The sequence below is a fragment of the Mesorhizobium sp. B2-2-3 genome, from assembly GCF_006442405.1.
Lineage (GTDB): Bacteria > Pseudomonadota > Alphaproteobacteria > Rhizobiales > Rhizobiaceae > Mesorhizobium.
In genome coordinates this window covers 60,344-85,007 of record NZ_VFWC01000006.1, presented here as the reverse complement: position 1 = coordinate 85,007, position 24,664 = coordinate 60,344, and the positions used below count along the sequence as shown (strand labels likewise).

The window sequence follows — 24,664 nt, the reverse complement described above, 5'->3', positions numbered from 1 at the left end:
TGATTTCAAAAGGATACCGGTGATTGCGACGATATGGCCGATGTGCTTTTCGGAGCCGTCGACGCAAAGGCCCGCCATCTCGTGTTAGCGGCGGCCCGCGCGGCGGGCGCGATAGCTGCCGGGCGTCTCGCCCATTTCGCGCCGGAAGCGGCGATTGAAAGTTGACAGGTCGTTGAAGCCCGCCTCGAAGGCGATCGTCGAGATCGCCTTGTCCGAAGCGTGGAGCCGCACTGCTGCCCGGTGCAGCCTGGTCCTCAGCAGAAACCGGTAGGGGGTCATTCCGGCAATCTGCCGGAATGTGCGCAGGAAATGATACGGACTGGTCGCCGTCTCCCGCGCCAGCACGGCCAGCGAAAGCGGCTGATCGGCATCGATCTCGATACGCCGAACCGCCTCCGCGACCCGTTTCTGGTCGCGGCCGCTGGGTGTCCGCGTCATCTTGGTGTGCCCTGAGCTTGCGGCGACAGCCGCGCCGGCAATGCGCAAGCCGAGTTCCTCGAAAGCAGCGGTTTCGCCCACATCGCGCGCGGCCTCCGCTTCGGCCAGCAGCGGCATCAGCGCCGGCAAGGGCGGCAAGCGCGGCGTCTTGAAGGCCAGCATTCTGGCGCGCGGTACGCCCTCCACGATCCGTTCCATATAGGCCGGAGCAAAATGGAAGGAGAGGCAGCGGTCACCGGCGCCGTGCTCGTGGCCGCATTCGTAGCATGTGCCGGGATTACCGAGCAGCACCGCGCCTGGCGCGAGCATCGCGGTGCCCTGGCTGGCGCGATAGCGGAAGGTGCCGCTGGTCACCGCGGCGACGCAGAACGTCCGGTGCTCCTCCTCGAACGGCCGGTCGCCGGCGCCCGCCGTGCACACCACGTCCGACACCTGCCAGCCTGGCCCCGAGGCAATGATCCTGTCGCTCGTCGTCATAGCCTGAAAGATAGCAATTTTTCCCAAGCGCAGAACCCTGGCCCCGGCCTATCGCTTGCGGTCTCCTGACAGCATGAAGGCACCAGCCATGACCAACCAGCCCACTTTTACCGAAGCCCTGCACAGCGACGGGCCCGCCCCTGGCTTTGCCGAGAATTTGGATCTCTACGGCCGCTTCGTCGGCGCCTGGACTTTCGATGCCAGCCGTCATCTCGAGGACGGCACCGTGCTGACCGGACGCGGCGAGGTGCATTTCGGCTGGGTGCTGGAAGGCCGCGCGATCCAGGACGTCTGGATCCTGCCCGCGCGCGATGCCGGCCCCTCGCCTTCTCTCGGCAAATGGACCTTTTATGGCACGACCTTGCGCGTCTACGATCCCGGCGCAAACGCCTGGCATATCTTTTGGAGCGATCCCCGAAACCAATACTACAGCCGCCAACTCGGCCGCGCCGAGGGCGAAACGATTGTCCAAGTGGGCGCCGACGGCACCGGTTCCTCCGTACGTTGGAGCTTTTCACGGATCACGGAAAATTCCTTCCGCTGGCTCGGCGAGCGCTCGCACGACAATGGCGCGACATGGCGGCTCGAAGTGGAATTCCTGGCGCGGCGCTCTGACCGTACCTGATCAAGCAAGCCCGCGACGCAAATTCAGGCATTCCCTAGCTTTCCTTCGCGTCTCCCTCGGCCCAGCCCGGCTTTCGCAGGGTTCGCGAACCGTCTCTCCTCGGCCGGTTTCCTCCGTCCCTGCTTTGCTCTACCAATGTCGGGATGCGGGCTCGGCCCGGCGGGAGGGGTGAGAAATGCCGAGCTTCGACAGCCTGTTCAACGCCTTCGTCACCATTCTGGTGACCATCGACCCGCCGGGGCTGGCGCCGCTGTTTCTGGCGATAACGCGCGGCATGAACCGCGAGGAGCGCCAGCAGGTCTCGGTCCGCGCTTCGGTCATCGGCTTCCTTGTGATGGCGCTGTTCGCGGTTGCCGGCGCGTCGATCCTGTCGGTGTTCGGCATCACGCTGCCGGCCTTCCGGGTCGCCGGCGGCTTTTTGCTCTTCTTCATCGCTTTCGAAATGGTGTTCGAGCGCCGACAGGACCGCAAAGAGAAAATCGGCGACGTGGCCATCACCAAGGACATGATCCACAACATCGCCGCTTTCCCGCTGGCGATCCCGCTGATCGCCGGCCCCGGCGCGATTTCGGCGACTGTGCTGCTCTCCGGCTCGTTTCAGGGCTTTGGCGCCCAGGCGGCACTGGTCGGCATCATCTTCGTCTGCCTCGCCATCACCTATCTCGTGTTCGTGCTGTCGGAGCGAATCGACCGCATCCTCGGCCAGACCGGCCGCTCGATCCTGACCCGCTTGCTCGGCGTCATCCTGGCGGCACTTGCCGTCCAGTTCGTGGCGGACGGCATCAAGGCGCTGATGGCCTCATAGGCCGCTTATTTTGCCGTCGTGTCGATAATTTCGAAATCGTGGGTAATGCTGGCAGTCTTGGCCATCATGGCCGAAGCCGAACAGTATTTTTCGATCGAGAGATCGATCGCCCGCTTCACCTTGTCGGACGACAGCGCCCTGCCCTTGACCACGAAGTGCATATGGATGCGGGTGAATACCCGGGGGTCCGTCTCGGCCCGGTCGGCGTCGAGTTCAACAATACAATCTTCGACCGCTTCGCGCCCCTTTTCGAGGATATGGACGACATCATAGGCCGAGCAGCCGCCGGTGCCGATCAGCACCAGTTCCATCGGGCTCGGCCCCGGCGTTCTCCCTTCAGGGCCGAACGCCGTCCCCAGCACGACCTTGTGACCCGTGCCGGACTCGCCGACGAAGGTGCGTTCCTCGACCCATTTGATGCGTGCTTTCAACTGATATTCCTTCCACTCGGGATCACGGTCCGGCTTGCGCGACGCCGAAGACGACATCGTGCATGACCCTGCCCGGCAACAGCGTGAAGACGCCGGCGCCGACCAACGCAAAGACATACAGCGCAATCATCGCCTTGCGGTGCTTGGCGACGCGGTGATTGCGTGCATGCCAGACCGCCAGCGGCACCGTGACCAGCACCAGGATCGACAAGAGATGGATCGGGCTGAAAGGGCCAAGGAGCCGTATCTGCTGGATCCAGAAACTCGAGATGGCGACGGCCAGCATCAGCGCCGCCCAGAGATAGCCCATCGCGCGGTGGCGCAGCGTGCCTTTCGGCAGCGCCAGCTGCGCGCCGCCTATCGCCAGCGCGGCAAAGGCCGCGAACGCATGCCATGGGATCGGAGAACGTGCCGATAGGAGCGGTCCGAGCGACATCGTGCCCTCTCCTAAAATGCCCGTCACGCCGCGTCGATGCTCAGAACGGAATTTCGTCGTCCAGCTCGCGCGACGAACCGCCGCCGCCCTTGGGAGCACCGCCGCCACGATTGAAGCCTTCGTCCGGGCCGGACTGGCCGAAATCGGAACCACGGCTGCCGCCGCCGGAATAACCGCCGACCTGGCCGCCTTCGCCCTGGCCGCGCGCGTCGAGCATCTGCAGCTCGCCGCGGAATCTCTGCAGCACGACTTCCGTCGTGTATTTGTCGGCACCGGTCTGGTCTTGCCATTTGCGTGTCTGCAACTGGCCCTCGACATAAACCTTCATGCCCTTCTTCAGATACTGCTCGGCGACCTTGGCGATGCCCTCATTGAAGATGACGACATTATGCCACTCGGTCTTTTCCTTGCGCTCGCCGGAATTCTTGTCGCGCCAGCTTTCCGATGTTGCGATGCGGATGTTGACGACCGGCTCGCCAGAATTCAGGCGGCGGATCTCCGGGTCCGCTCCGAGATTGCCGACCAGAATGACCTTGTTGATGCTACCCGCCATGATACTTCTCCGCGCTCGTCCGAAACAAATTTTTGTCGCAGCACCTTACAGGTTGCGCACACCCGTTGCCTGCTGTGGCTGCCTTTTCCCACAAGGTTTTTGTTCTCTTTTCGTTCCTATATGCATCGCCGCTCATTGTCAAGGAATGGCAGCAATGCCGGAGCCGCCAGCTTCCCTTCATATGGGCCGTAAAACATCGCTTGCCAAATCGATAAGTATCGACTTATGCTTTCGCCATGATCGAAGCGGAAATTTTCCGGGCGCTGGCCGACCCCACCCGACGCGCCGTCTATGAACGCCTCGCCACCAGCGAGATGACGGTGTCGCAGCTGCGCACCGGCATGACGGTGTCGCAGCCGGCTGTGTCGCAGCACCTGGCGGTGCTGCGCGGCGCAGGCCTGGTGGTCGAGCGGCGGGCGGGCCGCAACGCCTATTACCGCGCCGATCCGCAAGGGCTCGACCCGCTGCTTGGCTGGATCGAACGCTACCGGACGTTCTGGCCCGAGCGCATCGAAAAACTGAGGACGGTTCTCAAGGACATGGACCAATGACGCACGCACCAGTGACCGACGAAAGCCCTGCGCGGACCGCCCCCGACGCGATCGAGTTCGAGTGCGATCTCCCCGAGCCGCCGGAAAAGGTATGGCGGGCGCTGACCGTGCCCGAATTGCTTGCGGCCTGGATGATGCCCAACGACATCAATCCTGAGATCGGCAGCAATTTCGCCTTTGCCGGGCCGGATGCGCCGATCGAATGCGAGATCCTCGATGCCGAGCCCGGAAAAAGGCTTCGCTATTCCTGGCGGGAACAGCCGCGGCCCGACGAGGAACGGAACCCGCTCGACAGCATCGTCACCTTCACGCTCGCCCGCACCGTTTCGGGCGGCACGCATCTGCATATTATCCATGAAGGCTTTGCCCGTGCGGCGACATCCGCCGCCAGGCCCATGGTGACCATGGCAGGCGCCGGCTGCCGGCTTTCATTCGCTGCGCGTGCCTCCGGCCGCCGCCCCGCAGCCAATTCATTTTGCCTTCTGCAGCGCGCCGCTTGAGTGGCCGACACATGAAAAACGGAGAGAGACGATGACCGGTTTTGCCAATCTGGTGCCGATGGTGATCGAGCAGTCGAGCCGCGGCGAGCGCGCCTTCGACATTTTCTCGCGGCTGCTGCGCGAGCGCATCGTCTTTATCAACGGCGAGATCAACGACGGCATGTCGGCGCTGGTCTGCGCCCAGCTTCTGTCGCTGGAATCGGATAATCCCGACAAGGAGATCTCGCTTTACATCAACTCGCCTGGCGGCGTGGTGACCAGCGGCTTCGCCATCTACGACACGATGCAATATGTCAGCTGTCCGGTGTCGACGGTGTGCATGGGCTTTGCCGCCTCGATGGCTTCGTTCCTGCTGATGGCTGGCACGCCGGGACGGCGCATCGCGCTGCCCAACGCCAGCCTCGTCCTGCACCAGCCGCTGGGCGGCTTCCAGGGTCAGGCATCGGACATCCAGCGTCACGCCGAAGGCATTCTGCGCACCAAGCGGCAGATGACCGAGCTCTATGCGCGCCATTGCGGCCGCACCTATGAAGAGGTCGAGCGCACGCTCGACCGGGACTATTTCATGACCGCCGAGGAAGCGAAGGCATGGGGTCTCGTCGATCATGTCTACGACACCCGCAAAAAGGCGGCGTGACCGGCACAAGCACGATGAATTGCGACGGCCCCGCCGTCCGGCGATTTGATGACCGCCGGTCTGGCCACCTCGGCGGGGCGGCGCTATAACCGGCCGATGATCGACAGCCGCTTATTCCGACCTTGGCGTCTTACCGTCACTATTTTCGCCGGTGCGCTCATGCTGGCCGGCGGCGCCTTTGCCAACGACAGCCAGAAAGGCAGCCTGCCCGGTGTGGCCGGCGATTATCGCATCGCCAAGCCGGCCCCGCAGCCCGAACCCGATGACGCCTTCCCCGCCAACGGCAACGGCCGGTTCAAGATCGGCGATACCGATGTCAGGATTTCCGGCAGCATCACGGTCGATGTCGGCGCTGGCGGGATCAAACCGCCGCGGTAGCTGACATGTCGGGGCCGTCAGTACCTGCGCGTTCCCCCAAAAGAGCAGCCCCGCCGTGCTTTTAGCAAACGGACGGGGCTTTTCTGGATCTATAATCCAATCTTTCGCCGGGAATGTTTTACCGGCTTTCGATTTCGGATGCTTCGCGGCGTTCAGCCGACGATCCGACCAGTAGTCTCTGATTTTGGTGTATCCGGCAGGATCACGTCGGAAGGCGCTCGCGTCTCCCTGGCATTTATGCCTGCCGCGGCTCCAATCACTGCTGGAGCCTCAAGGGACTGTCCGGTGGCGTCATGCTCCACTCCTGTGTCCGTTGCGACAATCGTCGTCAGAAGCACTGATCGCAATAACCCGCGGCGTCTCGCAGGCCGCCTTTGGGCGGCGAGGCCATCGAAAGACAGCCGGCTTCATTGACGTGTGGAGTCTGCTCCCCTCAGCCGGGGACGTCAACCGCTCGATGTCCGATCGGAAAAAATGTGATCGAGCGACATATCCCCTGATGGGAACCACGCCGCCTGCTCCACCGCTTTTGTCAGGAGCGTGTTCGGTCTTTGTTCTTTCCGCTTGCCCGTTCGTGCGAAAGACGGTTAAACGACTTGGTCGAGAATTGTGGCGTCTCTCGACGCGGCGGCAAAAATACCTACATAGGGGACGGCCGGGGAAAACCCGCCGATCCCACAAATTCCAGATCTGAGGCGGCGACCGGCAATGGCCGACCATAAATATCTTTCCATTCGCGGGGCGCGCGAACACAATCTGAAGAATGTCGATCTCGACCTGCCGCGTGACAGCCTGATCGTCATGACCGGCCTGTCGGGCTCCGGCAAATCGTCGCTTGCCTTCGACACCATCTATGCCGAAGGCCAGCGCCGCTATGTCGAGAGCCTGTCCGCCTATGCGCGGCAATTCCTCGAAATGATGCAGAAGCCGGATGTCGACCAGATCGACGGCCTTTCGCCGGCCATCTCCATCGAGCAGAAGACCACCTCGAAAAACCCGCGCTCGACGGTCGGCACCGTCACCGAGATATACGATTATATGCGGCTTCTGTTCGCGCGTGTCGGCGTGCCCTATTCGCCGGCCACCGGGCTGCCGATCGAGAGCCAGACGGTGTCGCAGATGGTCGATCGCGTGCTGGCGGTCGAGGAAGGCACGCGCCTGTTCATCCTGGCGCCGATCGTGCGCGGCCGCAAAGGCGAGTACCGCAAGGAATTGCTCGAGCTGCAGAAAAAGGGATTTCAGCGCGTCAAGGTCGACGGCGTCTTCTATGAGATCGCTGATGTGCCGCCACTCGACAAGAAATACAAGCACGACATCGACGTGGTGGTGGACCGCATCGTCGTGCGTGGCGACCTCGCAACGCGCCTTGCCGATTCCATGGAGACCGCGCTGAAGCTCGCGGAGGGGCTGGCGGTGGCGGAGTTCGCCGATAAGCCGCTCGATGCCAGTCAGACGGGCGAGGATTCGGTCAACAAGTCGAAGAACGAGACGCATGAGCGCATCCTGTTCTCGGAAAAATTCGCCTGTCCGGTCTCCGGCTTCACCATTCCCGAGATCGAGCCCAGGCTGTTCTCGTTCAACAACCCGTTCGGCGCCTGCCCGACCTGCGACGGGCTGGGCAGCCAGCGCGCCATCGATCCCAATCTGGTCGTCCCCGACGAGAACGTCTCGCTGCGCGACGGCGCCGTCAGCCCATGGGCGAAATCGACTTCACCCTACTACGTGCAGACGCTGGAGGCTCTCGGCAAGGCTTACGGCTTCAAGCTCGGCGACAAGTTCAAGGATTTGACCGGGGAAGCCCAGGAAGCCATCCTGCGCGGCACAGGCGAGCGCGAGATCACCTTCCAGTATGATGACGGCCTGCGCTCCTACAAAACGACCAAGACCTTCGAGGGCGTCATCCCCAACCTCGAGCGGCGCTGGAAAGAGACCGAATCCGCCTGGATGCGCGAGGAAATCGAGCGCTTCATGTCGGCCACCCCCTGCCCGGCCTGTCGTGGCTACAGGCTGAAGCCGGAAGCGCTGGCGGTGAAGATCGCCGGCAAGCACATCGGCGAAGTGACCGAACAGTCGATCCGCAAGGCCGACCAGTGGTTCACCGACCTGCCGGCGCAGCTCAACGACAAGCAGAACGAGATCGCCGTGCGCGTGCTCAAGGAAATCCGCGAGCGGCTGCGCTTCCTCAACGACGTCGGCCTCGATTATCTCACTTTGTCGCGCAATTCCGGCACGCTGTCGGGCGGCGAGAGCCAGCGCATCCGGCTGGCATCGCAGATCGGCTCCGGCCTCACCGGCGTGCTCTACGTGCTGGACGAACCGTCGATCGGCCTGCACCAGCGCGATAATGCGCGCCTGCTCGACACGCTGAAGCACCTGCGCGACATCGGCAACACGGTCATCGTGGTCGAGCATGACGAGGACGCCATCCTGCATGCCGACTACGTCGTCGACATCGGCCCGGCCGCCGGCATCCATGGCGGCGAAATCATTGCCCAGGGCACGCCTCAGCAGGTGATGGCCAACCCGAATTCGATCACCGGCAAATACCTTTCGGGCGAGCTCGAAGTGGCGACACCAGCGGTTCGCCGCGAGGCGAAGAAGAACCGCCGCCTGAAAGTCGTCGGCGCGCGCGGCAACAATCTGAAGAACGTCACCGCCGAAATTCCGCTCGGCACCTTCACCGCCGTCACCGGCGTATCGGGCGGCGGCAAATCGACCTTCCTGATCGAAACGCTTTTCAAGGCGGCCTCGCGCCGCATCATGGGCTCGCGCGAGCATCCGGCCGAGCACGACCGCATCGAGGGCTTGGAGTTCCTCGACAAGGTCATCGACATCGATCAGTCGCCGATCGGACGGACCCCGCGCTCCAACCCCGCCACCTATACCGGCGCCTTCACGCCGATCCGCGATTGGTTCGCGGGCCTGCCCGAGGCCAAGGCGCGCGGCTACCAGCCGGGCCGCTTCTCCTTCAACGTCAAGGGCGGCCGCTGCGAGGCCTGCCAGGGCGACGGCGTTATCAAGATCGAGATGCACTTCCTGCCCGACGTCTACGTCACCTGCGACGTCTGCCACGGCAAGCGCTATAACAGAGAGACGCTCGACGTGCTGTTCAAGGGCAAGTCGATCGCCGACGTGCTCGACATGACGGTCGAGGAAGGCGTCGATTTTTTCGCCGCCGTGCCCGGCGTGCGCGACAAGCTCGACACGCTGAAGCAGGTCGGCCTCGGCTACATCCATATCGGCCAGCAGGCGACGACGCTGTCGGGCGGCGAGGCGCAGCGGATAAAACTCGCCAAGGAGCTGTCGCGCAAGGCGACCGGCAAGACGCTCTATATCCTGGACGAGCCGACCACTGGCCTGCACTTCCACGATGTCGCCAAGCTGCTGGAAGTGCTGCACGAACTGGTCGACCAGGGAAACACGGTGGTGGTCATCGAGCACAATCTCGAAGTGATCAAGACCGCCGACTGGGTGCTCGACCTCGGCCCCGAGGGTGGCGATGGCGGCGGCGAGCTGGTCGCCTCCGGCACGCCGGAAGCGATCGTGCGCGAAAAACGCAGCTACACCGGCCAATTCCTCAAGGAATTGCTGGAGCGACGCCCCGGAGGCAAGCGCGAAGCGGCGGAGTGATAGCGGGCTGGCGTTGGGAATCCTCGAAATGAAGATCAGGAAAGCCCTCGCCCCGGATGTCACCGCCGTCATGACTCTGACCACGGATGCCTACGCGTCCTACACCGCGCTGTTGGGCGGGCCGCCGATCCCGGTCACGGAAGACTATGCACCGCGCATCGCGCGCGGCGAGGTCTGGCTGCTGGAGAGCGGCGATGACCTGGCCGGGCTGATCGTCCAGGAGCGGCACGAAGACCACGCGATGATCTTCTCCGTCGCGGTGGCGCCAGGATTTCAGGGCAAGGGCTTCGGCATCGCATTGTTGAAACATGCGGATCAGCAGGCGCGTCTGTGGGGCGTGCCGGAGGTGCGTCTCTACACCAATGCGAAAATGGAGCGCAACATCGCGCTCTATTTGGCCTACGGCTATCGCGAAACGAGTCGTCGGCCCAATCCCTACCGGCCAGGATGGGTGCTCGTCGACATGGCCAAGCCGGTCGACGAGGTCACGGCGGCCTGATTTTTCTGAACGCGGCCAGATTTCTGAAACGGGAGGACGACAATGAGCAAATCGGGAACAATCCGCGCCGGCATGGGCGGCTGGACCTTCGAGCCGTGGGACACGTCCTTCTACCCGGAAAAACTCCCCAAGGCCAAGCAGTTGCAATACGCCAGCCGGCAGGTACCGAGCATCGAGGTCAACGGCACCTACTATTCCAGCTTCAAGGAACCGACCTTCGTCAAATGGGCCAATGAGGCCCCCGACGGTTTCGTCTACTCGCTGAAGGGCAACCGCTTCGTCACCAACCGCCGCGTGCTGGGCGAAGCCGGTGAATCGATGATGCGTTTCCTTGGCTCCGGCGTCGCCGCGCTCGGCGATAAGCTTGGGCCGATCCTTTGGCAGTTCGCGCCGACAAAGAAATTCGATCCCGACGATTTCGAGGCTTTTCTGAAGTTGTTGCCGGAAAGCCAAGACGGTGTCGCGTTGCGCCACGCGCTTGAAGTTCGCAACGACAGTTTCATCGTGCCGGAATTCCCGGCGCTCGCGCGCAAATACAAGGCGGCCATCGTCTATGCCGATCACGCAAAATATCCTGATATCGCCGATATCACCGGCGATTTCATCTATGCGCGGCTGCAGACCGGCTCGGATGACAATCCCGACTGCTACACGCCAAAAGGCCTCGATGAATGGGCGGCGCGGGCCAAGGTCTGGGCGGAAGGCAAGCAGCCGGCCGATTTGCGGCGCGCCGACCCTGCTACCGACGCGCCGGTGCAACCGCGCGACGTGTTCGTCTACTTCATCACCGAGGGCAAGGTGCGCGCGCCCTTCGGCGCCATGGCGCTGATGAAGCGAGTGACAGAAACCAGCTAAGCGGCAAGCCTCTGCGGCTATTTCCATTTGCATGAATTGCCGGCGTCAACAGCCTCTGTCGGAACCTCAAGGCGTCATCGTCGTTTTGCCTTGGTGGCGGGTTCCCGCGCGGGAAAACCAGCAGAAAAGCGAGGAAGGATGGCTGTCATCCTTATCGGTGCGTTTCTCATCGTCGCCGGCGTTGTGTATATGGCGGGCGCAGCTCTCAGGCGTGGACGGCTCAGCGATCCGGCACCTGCAGCTTCGGATCGACGGATGCCAAATCTCGCAACGCAGACCCCGACGCTTGAGCCACGCCGGCGCGGCCTCGGTTTCCTAGGCGTGTCACAGAATTGGCCGGGTCTGCTGATGATGGCGGTCGGTGCGGTTCTGCTCCTGTCGGCGGTAGTCCTCTAACGCCGTGCAAGCTTGGCTTTTTCCCCGCGATCGTAACCTTATCGACACTTCCTTGCGTCATGACTCCAGCAACGTCAGGCTGCAGGGTCGTCGCGGGCAAGGAACGAGGGGCATGTCGCTCGACTACAACTCACTTCTGCTGGCGGTCGGTTTCTCCGCTGCCTGCCTGAGCCTGACGCTGTTCGGCACATGGCTCACCGCCCGCACCGACAAGTTCCTGCTCACCTGGGCGCTCAGCGCCTTGCTGGTGGTGGGCGAGGTCTTCACCTATGACGCCTATATCGACGCGCCCAGGCGCGGCCTCGGCATCGCCACCTTCACCTTGCTGCTGGTCGGCTTCTCCATGATGCTGGGCGCCGCCTACCAATTCAGAAGCGGCGGCTCGCCGGTCTCCAGGATTTTAATCGGCAGCGGCATTTCGCTGGCGGTGGCGCTGCCGCCCATGGCTCTCGGCTATGACGGGCTCGGCTTCATGTTCGAGAACCTGTTCGCGGCCCTGCTCCTGTTCGCAACCGCCGCCGAATACTGGAAGGGCCGCGCCGAGGCCCCAGCGCTTACCATCGGCGCCGCCGCGCTCTATTCGGCGACCGCCATGTCCTTCCTGCTCTGCGCGACGGTTTTGGCATGGGACGGCAAGCTGATCCTGAGCCATGCGCCAAGGAACTGGGCCGAGGATCTCAGCCTCATCGTCGTCATCGCCAGCATGACCGGCATCGGCGCCTTGTCGCTGGCCCTCAACCAGGGGCGTCTGGCGGGGCATCACCGCCGCAACGCGCTGACGGATCAGCTGACCGGCCTGCTCAACCGCCGCGCGCTGTTCGACCTCTTTGGCGATTCTCCCGTCGGCGCCTTTACCGCCGTGGTCGTGTTCGACCTCGATAGCTTCAAGGCCATCAACGACCAGTTCGGCCACGCGACGGGCGATGAGGTGCTGAAAGTGTTCGCCAAGGAGCTTGCCGGCAACCTTCGCCCGACCGATGTCGCCGCGCGCATGGGGGGCGAGGAGTTCGCGGTGGTGCTGAAGCGGACTTTGCCCGAAACAGTGGAAAACACGGCCGAGACGATACGGACCTCGTTCGCCGCGCGCCGCATCGACACCGAGAACGGTCCCCTGACGTGCACCGTCAGCGCCGGCTTTGCTTTCGGCACCAAAGAGGGCCTGAGCTTCGACAAGGTGCTTAGCGCCGCCGACAAGGCGCTCTATGCCGCCAAGCGCGGCGGCCGCAACCGCGTCACCGCCTCTCCATTCCGGCGCGCCAGCTGACCACGCGCATCAATGCCGTGCCCATGACTGTTGAATGGGCGAATGCGGCTTTTACGCCGCCATGACAATTTCATTGAAGGCATCGAGGTCGACATAGAAGACCTTGGTGATCTCCTCGATCAGCTCGTCGTGGTCATAGCCCTGAGACTTCAGAATGTTGATGGCTGTGATGATGTCGACGCGCTCTGTGAGCCGTCGCTTCTGGTAGTCCTCGACGTAACGTTCCATGGCTGCCCCTTGGCCTGTATGCCCAAACGCGTTGAACGACAGAGATCGCAGGGAGGATGCTAGGAACGCATGCTTGCGCGGAACTTGCCCGTCGCCCACCTCGATCTGCGACAAACCAGACTGATACGGAAGCGGCCGACTCACAAAGCCATCAGAAGACTAGCATGTAGTATTGAGCGTGCCAGCGGGTGTTGAAGAAAGATTGAGCAATCTTTCATCAGGAGATGGATTTACACCGTCAGGAACTTCCTGACATCCCCCCGGTCGAGATCTTCGGCAGGACCAGTATGGACGATCTGGCCGCGGTCCATGATGTTGACCTCGTCGGCGAGTTCGCGGCAGAAGTCGAGATATTGCTCCACGAGAAGAACCGCAATGCCGGCCTGGTCGCGCAAATAGCGGATGGCGCGGCCGATGTCCTTGATAACGGACGGCTGGATACCTTCCGTCGGCTCATCGAGCACCAGAAGCTTGGGCCGCATCACCAGCGCCCTGCCGATGGCGAGCTGCTGCTGCTGGCCGCCGGAGAGATCGCCGCCGCGGCGGCCAAGCATCTGCTTGAGCACCGGAAACAATTCGAAGACATGCGCCGGCACGTTGCGGTCGGCCCGTTTCAGGGGCGAGAATCCCGATTCAAGGTTTTCCCGCACGCTGAGCAGCGGAAAGATCTCCCTGCCCTGCGGCACGAATGCGATGCCCGACCGGGCGCGGTCATACGCCGCGCTCCGGTCGAGCGCCTTCCCCTCGAAGGCAACGCTTCCGCTCGTCAGCCTGTGGTGGCCGACGATCGATCTCATCAAACTGGTCTTGCCGACGCCATTGCGGCCGAGCACGCAAGTGATCTTGCCGGCGCCCGCCTTCAGCGACACGCCGCGCAGCGCCTGGGCGGCGCCGTAGTGGAGCGTGGCATCGGAAATTTCGAGCATGTCAGCGCCTTCTCCAGAACCGAAGGAAGGCAAGATCGAGGCGATGGAATTGCACCCGCCAAACCATGCTCATCTCCCCAGATAGACTTCGACGACGCGTTCATCGGCAGATACGAAATCGAGCGTGCCTTCTGAAAGCACCGAGCCCTCATGCAGGCAGGTGACCTTGACGCCGAGCTCGCGCACGAAATGCATGTCATGCTCGACGACGATCACTGAATGGTCGCGGGCGATCTCCTTGAGCAGGCGCGCGGTTTCCTCGGTTTCGGCGTCGGTCATGCCGGCGACCGGCTCGTCGACCAGCAGCAGCTTCGGGTCCTGCGCCAGGAGCATGCCGATCTCCAGCCACTGCTTCTGCCCATGGCTGAGATTGGCGGCGAGCTCGTCGCGTTTGTCGCCGAGCCGGATGGTCCCGAGGATGTCATCGATCCGCCGCGTCTCGGCGGGCGAGCGTCGATGGAACAGCGCCGGGAAGATCGAGCGCGGCCCCTTCAGCGCCAGCATCAAATTTTCCTCGATCGTATGGCTTTCGAAAACCGTCGGCTTCTGGAATTTGCGGCCGATGCCCATCATGGCGATCTCGGCCTCGTCATGCCTGGTGAGATCGACCTGGCCGTCGAAGAACACCTCGCCCTCGTCGGGCCGTGTCTTGCCGGTGACGATGTCCATCATCGTGGTCTTGCCGGCGCCGTTGGGGCCGATGATGGCGCGCATCTCGCCCTTGTCGAGCACCAGCGACAGATTGTTGATGGCGCGAAAGCCGTCGAAGGAAACCGAGACGCCGTCGAGATAGAGAATGGTGTTCGACTTCGACATCGCTCGTTACTCCGCAGGCTGTGGTTCGAGGCTGGACGAGGACCATTCGCCGGGTGTTCTGGCCGCCGCCTGCACGACTTTGGATGGCGCGATTTCACCATCGGCGCCGGCCTCCTCGGCCAACGATGCCGCACGCAGCGCCTTGGCGTTGCCGCGCCGGCTATCCCACATGCCGATGATGCCTTTCGGCAAGAGCAGCGTCACGGCGACGAACAGGCCTCCGAGTGCGAACAGCCACAGTTCAGGCAGCACGCCGGTGAACCAGGATTTTCCGGCGTTGACCAGCAGCGCGCCGATGATCGGCCCGATGATGGTGCTGCGCCCGCCGACCGCCGCCCAGATCACCACCTCGATCGAATTGGAGGGTTCGAATTCGCCCGGATTGATGATGCCGACCTGCGGCACGTAAAGCGCGCCCGCGACGCCGGCCATGACAGCTGAAACCGTGAAGGCGAACAACTTCACATTCTCAGCCCGCCAGCCGAGGAAGCGGGTGCGGCTTTCGGCATCGCGCACCGCCATCAGCAGCTTGCCGTATTTGGAGGCGACGATCGCCCAGGTGACGAAGACGCCGAGCGCAAGCATCACCGCGCTGGCCGCGAACAGCGCCGAGCGGGTCGCGTCGGCCTGGACGTTGAAGCCCAGAATGTCCTTGAAATCGGTCAGGCCGTTGTTGCCGCCGAAGCCCATGTCGTTGCGGAAGAAGGCGAGCAGCAGCGCATAGGTCATCGCCTGTGTGATGATCGAGAGATAGACGCCTGTGACGCGGCTGCGGAAGGCGAACCAGCCGAAGACGAAGGCGAGCAGGCCAGGCACCGCGAGCACCATGATCGCGGCGAACCAGAAATGGTCGAAGCCGGTCCAGAACCAGGGCAGTTCCTTGTAGTTCAGGAACACCATGAAATCAGGCAGGACCGGATTGCCATAGACGCCGCGCGAGCCGATCTGGCGCATCAGATACATGCCCATCGCGTAGCCGCCGAGCGCGAAGAAGGCGCCGTGGCCGAGCGAGAGGATGCCGCAATAGCCCCAGACAAGATCGAGCGCCAAGGCAAGCAGCGCGTAGCAGAGATATTTGCCGGTCAGCGCCACGATATAGGGCGGAATGTAGAAGGCGCTCGTCGGTAATACCGCAAGATTGAGCAGCGGCACGATGATGGCCGCCGCCAGCAGGATGAGGATGGTGATGGCGATGCGGCGGTCCGCGCCCGCGGCGAAGAAGCGTCCCGACATCATGCTTCCACCGCCCTGCCCTTGAGCGCGAACAGGCCGCGCGGGCGCTTCTGGATGAACAGGATGATCAGCACCAGCACGACGATCTTGCCGAGCACGGCGCCGGCATAGGGTTCCAGGAACTTGTTGACGATGCCCAGCGAAAAGGCGCCGACCAGCGTGCCCCACAGATTGCCGACGCCGCCGAAGACGACGACCATGAAACTGTCGATGATGTAGCCACGGCCGAGATTGGGCGAGACATTGTCGATCTGGCTGAGCGCCACGCCGGCAATGCCGGCAATGCCGGAGCCGAGCGCGAAGGTCAGCGCGTCGACCCATGGCGTCCTGATGCCCATGGAGGCGGCCATGCGGCGGTTGGCGGTGACGGCGCGCATCTGTAGGCCCCAGGGGGTGCGCTTCATCACATAGAGCAGCACGGCAAAGACGCTAAGCGCGAAGACCAGGATCCAGAGCCGGTTCCAGGTGATGGCAAGCTGGCCGACATCGAACGAACCCGACATCCAGGAGGGATTGCCGACCTCCTGGTTGGTTGGCCCGAAGATCGAGCGCACTGCCTGCTGCAGGATCAGCGAAACGCCCCATGTCGCCAGCAGCGTCTCCAGCGGCCGGCCGTAGAGGAAGCGGATAATGCCGCGCTCGATGGCGAGGCCGACAAGCCCCGCGACCAGGAAGGCAAGTGGCAGCGCGATGACCAGCGACCAGTCGAACAGGCCGGGAAACGACGTGCGGATCACCTGCTGGACGACGAAGGTCGTGTAGGCGCCGAGCATCACCATCTCGCCATGCGCCATGTTGATGACGCCCATGACGCCGAAGGTGATGGCAAGCCCGATCGCTGCCAGCAGCAGCACCGAGCCCAGCGAAATGCCATACCAGATGTTCTGTCCGGCGTCCCACAGGGCCAGCGTCGAATTGATGTTGGCGATAGCCGCCGTCGCGGCTTCCTGCACTGCGCCCAAGGCATTGGCCCCTGCCGAGGTGAGCAGCGATACCGCATCGCGGTCGCCGCGCGCGCCGATCAGGGCGATTGCCGCGAGCTTGTCGGCATCAGGCCGATCCGAGCTCAGAATCGACGCGGCACGAGCCTGTTCCAGCAAGGTCTTGACACTGGCGACCGTCTCATTGGCGATCGCAGCGTCGAGCGGCTCGATGTTTGCGGAATCGGGCGTCTTGAACATGGTGTCGGCGGCGGCGAGCCGCACGGCCGGATCCTTGGCGCCAAGCGTCAGCGTGCCCAGCGCATCGCGGATGGTGCGGCGCAGCGTGTTGTTGACCTTGATCTTGGTGATGTCGTCCTTGGCTGCTTCACCGGATGGCTCACCGCTCAGCGGGTCGAAAAGCTGGACCCGTTCGCCGCCTTCCTTGCCGACGAAGACCAGGGAATCGATCTTGCGGATGTAAAGATTGCCATCGGCGAGTGCCGCAAGAGGCCGCTCCACTGCCGGATCGCCGGTCGCCGCCAGGTCGTGAACGACAGCTCCCGTCTCCGAAAAACCCTTGGCGGCGGCGAACTTGGCGATGATGCCACGCAGATCGGCTTCGCCGGCGCCCGATGACGACAGCGTCGCCAGCAAGAACAGCAGTGTCAGGCCAAGTGCGCGGAAAAGGTTCATCGGCGTCAGGCGACTCTTCAGGGCTGAGTTGGACGTCCGGACGGCGAAGGAACCGTCCGGACGCTCGCGGTCATGGGCATGGACCTGAAGGTCCAGCCCGGGAGGATCAGTTTGTGCCCTTGCCGCCGCATTTGCCGGTGGCGACATTGAAGTTGCCGCAGGACAGAGGCGCCCGCCAATCGGAGATCAAGTCCTTGGAATCGGGCAGGTAATCCGACCACTCGTCGCCCATCACCAGCCCCGCCGTGCGCGAGACCGTCTCGAACTGGCCGTCGGCCTGGATTTCACCGATCAGCACCGGCTTGGTGATGTGATGGTTCGGCATCATCGTCGAATAGCCGCCGGTCAGGTTCGGCACCGAGACGCCGACCATGGCGTCAATCACCTTGTCCGGATCGGTGGTGCCGGCCTTCTCGACCGCCTTCACCCACATGTTGAAGCCGATATAGTGGGCCTCCATCGGGTCGTTGGTGGTGCGCTTGTCGTTCTTGATGAACTTGTGCCAGTCGGCGATGAACTTCTTGTTCTCGGGCGTGTCGACGCTCTCGAAGTAGTTCCAGGCGGCGAGATGGCCGACCAGCGGCGCCGTGTCGAGACCGGCAAGCTCCTCCTCGCCGACCGAGAAGGCCATGACCGGGATGTCCTCGGCCTTGATGCCCTGGTTGCCCAGTTCCTTGTAGAACGGCACGTTGGCGTCGCCGTTGACGGTGGAGACGACGGCGGTCTTCTTGCCGGCCGAACCGAACTTCTTGATTGCCGAGACTTCGGTCTGCCAGTCCGAGAAACCGAACGGCGTGTAGTTGACCATGATGTCTTCCGCCGCGACGCCCTTGGCCTTCAGATAGGCCTCGAGGATCTTGTTGGTGGTGCGGGGATAGACATAGTCGGTGCCTTCCAGCACCCATCGCTTCACCGAGCCGCCATCCTCGCTCATCAGATAGTCGACGGCCGGAATGGCCTGCTGGTTCGGCGCCGCGCCCGTATAGAACACGTTGCGCTCGCTCTCCTCGCCCTCATACTGGACTGGATAGAACAGGATGTTGTCGAGTTCCGAGAACACCGGCAGCACCGATTTGCGCGACACCGAGGTCCAGCAGCCGAACACCGCCGCGACCTTGTCCTTGGAGATCAGCTCGCGCGCTTTCTCGGCGAAGAGCGGCCAGTTGGACGCCGGATCGACGACGACCGCTTCGAGCTTCTTGCCGAGCAGGCCGCCCTTGGCATTCTGCTCGTCGATGAGCATCAGCATGGCATCCTTCAGCGTCGTCTCCGAAATCGCCATCGTGCCGGACAGCGAATGGAGGATGCCGACCTTGATCGTGTCGTCGGCCGCCTTCGCGGGCGCCGACATCGACAGGCCGGCAGCGACCACGCCCGCCGAAAACATTTTTGTTATTGTCGAGAAATTACCCCTCATGCCTGACACTCCCAAGCTGATTGATTGCAACGCAACACTACGAAGCAACCCCCATGCCAATCGCCGAGGCGGTTTCGTGGAAGGAGTTAATGCTCAATATTATCAGTGGATTGACATATCGTGCTTAGAGAAAGCGTGAGGGCCGGTTAAAAATTGGTTGAGGGAAATTTGCGCAGCGCACACGGTTTTTGCCTAATTTTCGTCCAATTTCTCCAAATGCCTAGATTTTGATCTCCGGACGCGGGCCGCACGCGACAAATATTGCGGTACGGCACACAAATGGGGCAAGTTCGCCCCTTAACCGAGCGACGTCATGGCATCCGGAATTTCACGCATCTCTACCGGCCTATTGTTTCTGGCGGCGGCGACCGGGGCGGCGCGAGCCGACTTCAGCGACGGCAAGATGCCCGACGGCATTTATCATTGCGAGGTCTACCTGCTCGGCATGTTCCTCAACCTCGGCGACATCACCATCAAGGGAAACGTCTATACCGGCCCAGTCACCTTCGGGACCGCCCAGCAGGGCTACAATTACCAGATGGACGCAAATGGGGTGATCTCCTGGCTGGGACCGCTCGGCGGCTACACCGCCGGCGGCAACTCATTGTCCCTCACTCAGGCAACTCTGGATGGTCAGGGCCCGCCCTCGTTCGACATCATCATGAGACAGCCCGACGGCGCCTTCACCGCCTCGACCTGCACCAAGGGCTGAAAGTCGAGAAAAATGGCGCGGACCCCCGGTCGGGGCTCCGCGCCAGCAGGCAGTCGGGAGGTGGAACTAGATGCTTCTCGCTGACATTTGGCTGGCGATGTAATCGGCCTGCCGGATCGCCAGCGAGACGATCGTCAGCGTCGGGTTCTCGGCCGCGCCTGTCGTGAACTGGCTGCCGTCGGAAACGAACAGGTTCTTGATGTCGTGCGTCTGGCCGTGCTTGTTGACGACGCCTTCGGCCGCCTTCTCGCTCATCCGGTTTGTGCCGAGATTATGGGTGGAAGGATAAGGCGGCGTCGGGAAAGTACGCGTCGCTCCAACCGCATCGTAGAGCGCCGTGGCCTGTTTGTAGGCATGATCGCGCATCGCCGTATCGTTGGGATGATCGTCGAAATGCACATCGGCGATCGGCATGCCGTGCTCGTCCTTTTCGTCGGCATGCAGCGTGATGCGGTTTTCTTCGCGCGGCATGTCCTCGCCGACGATCCACAGCCCTGCCATGTGGTCGTAGTGGTCGAGTGCGGTGGTGAAGGAGCGGCCCCAAGCGCCGGGATCGAGGAAGGCCGCCATAAACGGCAGGCCGAGCGAAAGCGTCTCGAATTCGTAGCCGCCGACGAAACCGCGCGATGGATCATGCCGCGCCTCGTCGCGGATGATGCCGGCCATCGTGGTGCCGCGATACATGTGCACCGGTTTGTCGAAGATGGCATAAACCGAGCCGGTGGTGTGGCGCATGTAGTTCTTGCCCACCTGCCCCGATGAATTGGCGAGGCCGTCAGGGAACTTGCTCGAAGCCGAATTGAGCAGCAGGCGCGGGCTTTCAATCGAATTGCCGGCGACGGCGACGATGCGGGCCTTCTGCTCCTGCAGCTTGCCGTCCTTGTCGGCATAGACGACGCCGGTCACCTTTCCCGAGGCGTCATGGTTGATCTTGACGGCCATGGCGTTCGGCCTCACCTCGAGATGGCCTGTCGCTTCGCCTTTCGGGATCTCGGTGTAGAGCGTCGACCATTTGGCGCCCCATTTGCAGCCCTGGAAGCAGAAGCCGGTCTGCTGGCAGGACATCCGGTCGTCACGCTCGACCGAATTGATCGCCATGTTGCCGGTGTGGCATTCCTTGTAGCCGAGCTTGTCGGCGCCAGCCTTCAACAGCTTGAAATTATTGTTGCCCGGCAGCCTCGGCCAGTCATTGGTGCCGGTGACGCCCATCTTGGCTTCGGCCTTGGCGTAATAAGGCTCCATCTCGGCCAGTGTCACCGGCCAATCGAGCAGGTTCGCGCCCTCCACCTTGCCGTAGGTCGAGGCGGTCTTGAACTCATGCTCCTGGAAGCGCAGCGAAGCGCCGGCCCAGTGCGTGGTCGAGCCGCCGACCGATTTCACGATCCAGGCCGGCAGGTTCGGAAAATCCCTGGCTACGCGCCAGTCGCCCGAAGTCGTGCGCTTGTCTTTCCAGGCGAGTTGGGCAAAGGAGTCCCACTCGTCATTGATGAAGTCGTCGAATTCGTGGCGAGCGCCGGCCTCCAGGATGACGACGTCGATGCCCTTCTGGGCGAGTTCATTGCCGAGTGTGCCGCCGCCGGCTCCCGAGCCGATGATGACGACCAAATTGTCGTTTTTCAGATCAAATGCTGCTGCCATGGTTTCCTCCCATGATTTCGATTTTGCTGGGTGGCGAGAGGAGCGGCTCAGAGCCACTCGATGTCGTCGAAGCCGCGCGCGATATAGCCGCCCTTGGAATAGGATTCGCCCTCATAGCCAAAGACCGGCCAGACCTCCTTCTGGTTGTAGAGGCTGACGACGAGGCCCCCGCGCACCGCCTGGAAGAAAGGCGTGGCTTCGACCTGCTTCAGCACTGCGACACGCTGATCCTCCCAACCAAGGTTCCGGTAGCCGCCCTTGCCGGACCTCTTGTCGAGATCGGCGATGCCGTTCTCGATGAGATCCCTATGTGCGGCATCCTTGCCGGCCTGATCGTCATGGCTCTTGACCGCGATGGCGTAATATTTGTCGGGAAGCTGATCGTGCGGGTAGACGTCCCGCCCCATTTGGATCAGCGTCGCCATCGTCTCCGGCTTCAGCGCCGACGTTTCGAGGCCCCAGGCATGTTCCGGGCTGATGACCGCGCTGCCGGAAATGACGAGCAAGGCTCCGACGCCGCCGCGCTTCAGAAGCTCGCGCCGCGAAAGCCCGGGCCTGCTTTCATAGATCGTGACCATATTTTCCTCCCTGCTTGCTGGTTGCATCCATGGGATGCCTTGGCTGGCGCCGCGCACACGCGGCCGCGATCTCTACTGGAACCTGCCTCCTCGTTGCAGAACCTCGATCCTGTAGCCGTCCGGATCCTCGATGAAGAAGAAGCGTGCGATCAGCGAACCGTCACGGTTGAATTCGACGATCTTCTTCGGGTTGAGGCCGAGCGCGCCGAGCCGGTCGTGCTCGCCGTCGAGATCGACGACCGAAACCGCGAGATGGCCGTAGCCATCGCCAAGCGCATAAGGCTCCTGCCGACCCTTGTTCACGGTCAGTTCGACTTCGAATTGCGTCTCGGCATTGCTGAGGTAGATGAGCGTGAACGTGTCGAAATCCAGCCTTTCGGCGACATCGAGGCCGAAGGCATTTCTGTAGAAATCGACGGAGCGGGTCTCGTCGAGAACCCGGATCATGGTGTGGATTGCCTTCGCCAAATCAGTCCTCGCCACTCGATGCTTCGAAGATGATTATGCGCGGCGACGGCAAAAGATGGTGGCAGCCGGTTACCACGCTCCGAAGATCGACTCGCCTGACAATCGCAAGGACGAAAGTCCGATTGCTGTTCAGCCGATTTTGCCGGAGAATGCTGTCGGGGACAAAGGCCGCGTCGCCTCTGGCGGCAAAAGCATCTGTCCACCCAAAATCAACGCCAAAAATCAACGAACGTGGGAGGTTGTCGGATGTGCAGGGTATTTGCGGCCCAGGACCCCGAAGGTTATCGTCAGATCAACCGGTCGATCCGCATCGACGGATATTCGACCAGCATCCAGCTTGAGGCGACGTTTTGGGCACTGCTCGACGAAATCGCCGAAAGCCAGGACCTGACGACGCCGAAATTCATCTCGAAACTCTATGACGAGGCCATCGAGATCAATGGCGAGATTCCCAACTTCGCCTCCATGCTGCGCACCACCTGCGCGCTCTATCTGCGCAGCCACCGGCCGGGCATGGAAGACCAGATGCCGCCGAAATGGGAAGCCGCCTGAAGATCCAGAAAAGTGCCCCCCGGCTTTGTGTTCGGAATGCATCAGGAACTGGGGCGGCTCGGCGGGCCTATCACGCACCGGGCCGATCGGCGGCGGCGATTTCCAGCGCCAGCCGCGTCATGTCGGTAAAAAGATCCTGGCGTTCCGCATATTGGGTCTGTTCGCCGCTGTCGATATCGTCGACCACCGTGCAGATCGATAGCGCACGGGCCCCGAAATGCCTGGAAATGCGATAGAGCGCACTGGTCTCCATGTCCACGGCCAGCGCGCCGGCTGCCTGCGCATCGGCAAAACGGGCGCGTCCCTGCGGATGGTGGAAGACGTCGCTGCATGCCGTCAGCCCGGCACGATGGTCGATGCCGAGTTCGGCCGCCTTCGCCAATGCGCGAGCAAACAGCGCCGGGTCCGGCCCGGCTGCAGCGTCATAGAGGCCGAAAACCTGACCGCTTCGGGCGCTTTCGGGCCGCACCGATTGCGAGATGACGAGGCTGCGTAGTTTTACCTCAGCGGTCAGCCCGCCGCAGGTGCCGGTACGGATCAAAGTCCGCACACCGTAGCCGTCCAGCAGCTCATGCGCATAGATCAGAAAGGAGGATACGCCGATGCCGGTCGCCTGGATGCTGACCGGCTGACCACGAAACAGGCCAGTGAAGCCAAGGGCACCGCGCCGGCGGTTGATGCAGCGTGGGGCCTCCAGGAATGTCATGGCCATCCATTCGGCGCGCTGGGGGTCGCCCGGCAACAGCACAATGTCGGCGTAGTCACCCTTGCTGGCTTCGATGTGTGGCGTCAACAGCTCGTCCCTGCCGTTTCATCCACAATCATGGCCTTGTCGCGGTATTGCGCAAGAGGCATTCGGGAACGCTAATACACGGAAACTTCGTTTCAGGACGACAATATCACGAAAACAAAGAGTTAAACCGGTCGGCGACTCTATCAAAGTCGTAGCGGTGGCGACACGCCGGAAGTGCTTCAGCTTGGAGGAGAACCGCTCGATCAGGTTGCGCTCGCGATAGAGCCGCCCGCTGAAGCAAGGCTTCACTTGGTTGCTCTTCGGCGGGATGTTCGGCCGGCGGTCAGGCCGAGCCGCCCCAATTGCAGGCTGATGAAAGCGCGCGGCGCGTCTTCATCAGCCGACGCACTCCAAGCGCTCATGATGCGAAGCTGGTTGATCGCGAAAGCTCCTCCCACGCGCTGATTTCGCTCCGCATCGCGTCGAGCTTCTGGTCGACCAGCCCCAGCGCATCGTCGCCCAGGAACAGCCGTACCGGCGGGTTCGCGGCATCGACCAGCACGAGCAACGCCTGCGCGGCCTTGGCCGGATCGCCCGGTTGGTTGCCGCTCTTGGCCTGTCGCGCGGCGCGGATCGGGTCCATGACCGCGTCATAGTCGGCAATGCTGCGCGGCGTGCGATCCATCGAGCGTCCGGCCCAATCCGTGCGGAATTGGCCGGGAGCGAGCGCCGTCACCCGAATTCCAAAGCCTGCCACTTCCTTGCCGAGCGCTTCGGAAATGCCTTCGAGCGCGAATTTGCTTCCGCAATAGAAGGTGATCCCGGGCATGGTGATGAAGCCGCCCATGGACGTGACGTTGATGATATGGCCGCGACGCCGCTCGCGCATGCCCGGCAGCACCGCCTTGATCATCGCGACGGGCCCGAAGACGTTGGCGGCGAACTGGCGCTGGAGATCGTCCATGGAGGACTCCTCCAGCACGCCCTCATGGCCGTAACCGGCGTTGTTCACCAGCACGTCGATTGGACCCGCCTGCCGTTCGGCCGCGGTGACAGCCGCCGGGACCGTCTCGAAATCGGTCACGTCCAGCAAGAGCGGGTGGGCGCGATCGGGCGCGAGCGCGGCGAAGATCTCGGCGTCGGCTTCCCGCCGCACGGTGCCGATCACCCGATGGCCCGCTTCAAGCGCGCCTCTTGCAAATGCGCGCCCCAGCCCGGAGCTGACACCGGTGATGAGGAATGTCTTAGGGGTGGAAGTCATGGTTCACTCCG

28 protein-coding genes and 1 pseudogene are annotated in these 24,664 nt (G+C 62.7%); 13 read left to right on the top strand and 16 right to left on the bottom strand.

Translation table 11 applies throughout. From position 1 onward, the window contains the following. Positions 1-84: 84 nt before the first annotated feature. Positions 85-915 (bottom strand): AraC family transcriptional regulator, encoded by an 831-nt coding sequence (locus tag FJ951_RS12780; protein ID WP_140515464.1) that lies wholly within the window; start codon positions 913-915, stop codon positions 85-87. An 88-nt stretch (positions 916-1,003) separates the two neighbouring features. On the opposite strand from FJ951_RS12780, the gene FJ951_RS12775 reads away from it, so the two are divergent. Both FJ951_RS12775 and FJ951_RS12770 read left to right on the top strand, forming a co-directional pair. Next, the gene (locus FJ951_RS12775; RefSeq protein WP_140515310.1) at positions 1,004-1,540 is read left to right on the top strand and encodes a hypothetical protein; all 537 of its coding nucleotides are present in this window, start codon (positions 1,004-1,006) and stop codon (positions 1,538-1,540) included. A gap of 175 nt (positions 1,541-1,715) precedes the next feature. Then, positions 1,716-2,345, top strand: coding sequence for a MarC family protein (locus tag FJ951_RS12770; protein ID WP_140498833.1), 630 nt, complete (start codon positions 1,716-1,718; stop codon positions 2,343-2,345). Positions 2,346-2,350: 5 nt separating this feature from the next. On the opposite strand, the gene FJ951_RS12765 is transcribed toward FJ951_RS12770, so the two are convergent. Genes FJ951_RS12765 through FJ951_RS12755 form a run of 3 tightly spaced genes read right to left on the bottom strand, consistent with a single transcriptional unit; the run spans position 2,351 to position 3,765 of the window. Then, entirely contained in the window at positions 2,351-2,776 is a 426-nt protein-coding gene (locus tag FJ951_RS12765) for an OsmC family protein (RefSeq protein ID WP_140515463.1), read from the bottom strand. Between the two features lie 22 nt (positions 2,777-2,798). Continuing rightward, positions 2,799-3,212, bottom strand: coding sequence for a DUF2306 domain-containing protein (locus FJ951_RS12760; protein WP_140515309.1), 414 nt, complete (start codon positions 3,210-3,212; stop codon positions 2,799-2,801). Positions 3,213-3,252: 40 nt separating this feature from the next. Continuing rightward, a complete protein-coding gene (locus FJ951_RS12755; RefSeq protein WP_140515308.1) occupies positions 3,253-3,765 on the bottom strand; it encodes a single-stranded DNA-binding protein in 513 nt (170 codons plus the stop codon). 236 nt (positions 3,766-4,001) lie between these two features. Between FJ951_RS12755 and FJ951_RS12750 the strand changes: the two genes are divergently transcribed. The 9 genes from FJ951_RS12750 (at position 4,002) to FJ951_RS12710 (ending at position 12,475) form a co-directional block, all read left to right on the top strand. Then, a complete protein-coding gene (locus FJ951_RS12750; protein ID WP_140515307.1) occupies positions 4,002-4,316 on the top strand; it encodes a metalloregulator ArsR/SmtB family transcription factor in 315 nt (104 codons plus the stop codon). Further along, entirely contained in the window at positions 4,313-4,816 is a 504-nt protein-coding gene (locus FJ951_RS12745; protein ID WP_140515306.1) for an SRPBCC domain-containing protein, read from the top strand. The genes FJ951_RS12750 and FJ951_RS12745 overlap by 4 nt, the downstream gene beginning before the upstream one ends. 31 nt (positions 4,817-4,847) lie before the next feature. Continuing rightward, entirely contained in the window at positions 4,848-5,453 is a 606-nt protein-coding gene (locus tag FJ951_RS12740) for an ATP-dependent Clp protease proteolytic subunit (protein ID WP_140498846.1), read from the top strand. A 96-nt stretch (positions 5,454-5,549) separates the two neighbouring features. Next, complete coding sequence (locus tag FJ951_RS12735; RefSeq protein WP_140515462.1) at positions 5,550-5,831, top strand: hypothetical protein; 282 nt, start codon at positions 5,550-5,552, stop codon at positions 5,829-5,831. 708 nt (positions 5,832-6,539) lie between these two features. After that, positions 6,540-9,461: an excinuclease ABC subunit UvrA gene (uvrA, locus tag FJ951_RS12730; protein ID WP_140515305.1), complete on the top strand. Its 2,922-nt coding sequence runs from the start codon at positions 6,540-6,542 to the stop codon at positions 9,459-9,461. Positions 9,462-9,489: 28 nt separating this feature from the next. Then, positions 9,490-9,960, top strand: a complete 471-nt coding sequence (locus tag FJ951_RS12725; protein ID WP_140515304.1) for a GNAT family N-acetyltransferase — start codon at positions 9,490-9,492, stop codon at positions 9,958-9,960. Between the two features lie 42 nt (positions 9,961-10,002). Next, on the top strand, positions 10,003-10,815 hold the full coding sequence (locus tag FJ951_RS12720; RefSeq protein WP_140515303.1) for a DUF72 domain-containing protein: 813 nt from the start codon (positions 10,003-10,005) through the stop codon (positions 10,813-10,815). Positions 10,816-10,953: 138 nt separating this feature from the next. Next, positions 10,954-11,211, top strand: a complete 258-nt coding sequence (locus FJ951_RS28775) for a hypothetical protein (protein ID WP_140515302.1) — start codon at positions 10,954-10,956, stop codon at positions 11,209-11,211. Positions 11,212-11,323: 112 nt separating this feature from the next. Then, positions 11,324-12,475 (top strand): GGDEF domain-containing protein, encoded by a 1,152-nt coding sequence (locus FJ951_RS12710; RefSeq protein WP_140515301.1) that lies wholly within the window; start codon positions 11,324-11,326, stop codon positions 12,473-12,475. 51 nt (positions 12,476-12,526) lie between these two features. On the opposite strand, the gene FJ951_RS12705 is transcribed toward FJ951_RS12710, so the two are convergent. The 6 genes from FJ951_RS12705 to urtA form a co-directional block, all read right to left on the bottom strand. Beyond that, positions 12,527-12,703, bottom strand: a complete 177-nt coding sequence (locus tag FJ951_RS12705) for a hypothetical protein (RefSeq protein WP_140498860.1) — start codon at positions 12,701-12,703, stop codon at positions 12,527-12,529. 230 nt (positions 12,704-12,933) lie between these two features. After that, entirely contained in the window at positions 12,934-13,629 is a 696-nt protein-coding gene (gene urtE / locus FJ951_RS12700; RefSeq protein ID WP_140515300.1) for an urea ABC transporter ATP-binding subunit UrtE, read from the bottom strand. Between the two features lie 69 nt (positions 13,630-13,698). Then, complete coding sequence (gene urtD, locus FJ951_RS12695) at positions 13,699-14,445, bottom strand: urea ABC transporter ATP-binding protein UrtD (protein ID WP_140498864.1); 747 nt, start codon at positions 14,443-14,445, stop codon at positions 13,699-13,701. A 6-nt stretch (positions 14,446-14,451) separates the two neighbouring features. Next, positions 14,452-15,681 (bottom strand): urea ABC transporter permease subunit UrtC, encoded by a 1,230-nt coding sequence (urtC, locus tag FJ951_RS12690; RefSeq protein ID WP_140515299.1) that lies wholly within the window; start codon positions 15,679-15,681, stop codon positions 14,452-14,454. Beyond that, entirely contained in the window at positions 15,678-17,294 is a 1,617-nt protein-coding gene (gene urtB, locus FJ951_RS12685) for an urea ABC transporter permease subunit UrtB (protein ID WP_140498868.1), read from the bottom strand. The genes urtC and urtB overlap by 4 nt, the downstream gene beginning before the upstream one ends. Positions 17,295-17,400: 106 nt before the next feature. After that, positions 17,401-18,711, bottom strand: a complete 1,311-nt coding sequence (urtA, locus tag FJ951_RS12680; protein ID WP_140515298.1) for an urea ABC transporter substrate-binding protein — start codon at positions 18,709-18,711, stop codon at positions 17,401-17,403. 313 nt (positions 18,712-19,024) lie between these two features. Between urtA and FJ951_RS12675 the strand changes: the two genes are divergently transcribed. Beyond that, positions 19,025-19,423 (top strand): hypothetical protein, encoded by a 399-nt coding sequence (locus FJ951_RS12675; protein WP_140498872.1) that lies wholly within the window; start codon positions 19,025-19,027, stop codon positions 19,421-19,423. Between the two features lie 66 nt (positions 19,424-19,489). Here FJ951_RS12675 and FJ951_RS12670 read toward each other — a convergent pair whose 3' ends face one another. The 3 genes from FJ951_RS12670 to FJ951_RS12660 form a co-directional block, all read right to left on the bottom strand. Then, a complete protein-coding gene (locus tag FJ951_RS12670) occupies positions 19,490-21,061 on the bottom strand; it encodes a GMC family oxidoreductase (protein ID WP_140515297.1) in 1,572 nt (523 codons plus the stop codon). A 47-nt stretch (positions 21,062-21,108) separates the two neighbouring features. Then, a complete protein-coding gene (locus FJ951_RS12665; RefSeq protein WP_140515296.1) occupies positions 21,109-21,639 on the bottom strand; it encodes a gluconate 2-dehydrogenase subunit 3 family protein in 531 nt (176 codons plus the stop codon). A gap of 72 nt (positions 21,640-21,711) precedes the next feature. Beyond that, positions 21,712-22,107, bottom strand: a complete 396-nt coding sequence (locus tag FJ951_RS12660) for a VOC family protein (RefSeq protein ID WP_140498876.1) — start codon at positions 22,105-22,107, stop codon at positions 21,712-21,714. 246 nt (positions 22,108-22,353) lie between these two features. Here FJ951_RS12660 and FJ951_RS12655 point away from each other — a divergent pair, with 246 nt between their 5' ends. Next, the gene (locus tag FJ951_RS12655; protein ID WP_140498878.1) at positions 22,354-22,659 is read left to right on the top strand and encodes a ribbon-helix-helix domain-containing protein; all 306 of its coding nucleotides are present in this window, start codon (positions 22,354-22,356) and stop codon (positions 22,657-22,659) included. A 70-nt stretch (positions 22,660-22,729) separates the two neighbouring features. Here FJ951_RS12655 and FJ951_RS12650 read toward each other — a convergent pair whose 3' ends face one another. From FJ951_RS12650 to FJ951_RS12640, 3 genes and pseudogenes are all read right to left on the bottom strand, one after another. Further along, positions 22,730-23,452 carry a DeoD-type purine-nucleoside phosphorylase gene (locus FJ951_RS12650; RefSeq protein WP_140515295.1) on the bottom strand — a complete coding sequence of 241 codons (723 nt, stop codon included), beginning with the start codon at positions 23,450-23,452 and terminating at the stop codon, positions 22,730-22,732. A 156-nt stretch (positions 23,453-23,608) separates the two neighbouring features. Further along, positions 23,609-23,728, bottom strand: a pseudogene (locus FJ951_RS12645) (IS5/IS1182 family transposase); the annotation flags it as partial. A gap of 82 nt (positions 23,729-23,810) precedes the next feature. Beyond that, complete coding sequence (locus FJ951_RS12640) at positions 23,811-24,653, bottom strand: oxidoreductase (protein ID WP_140515294.1); 843 nt, start codon at positions 24,651-24,653, stop codon at positions 23,811-23,813. Between the last annotated feature and the right edge of the window lie 11 nt (positions 24,654-24,664).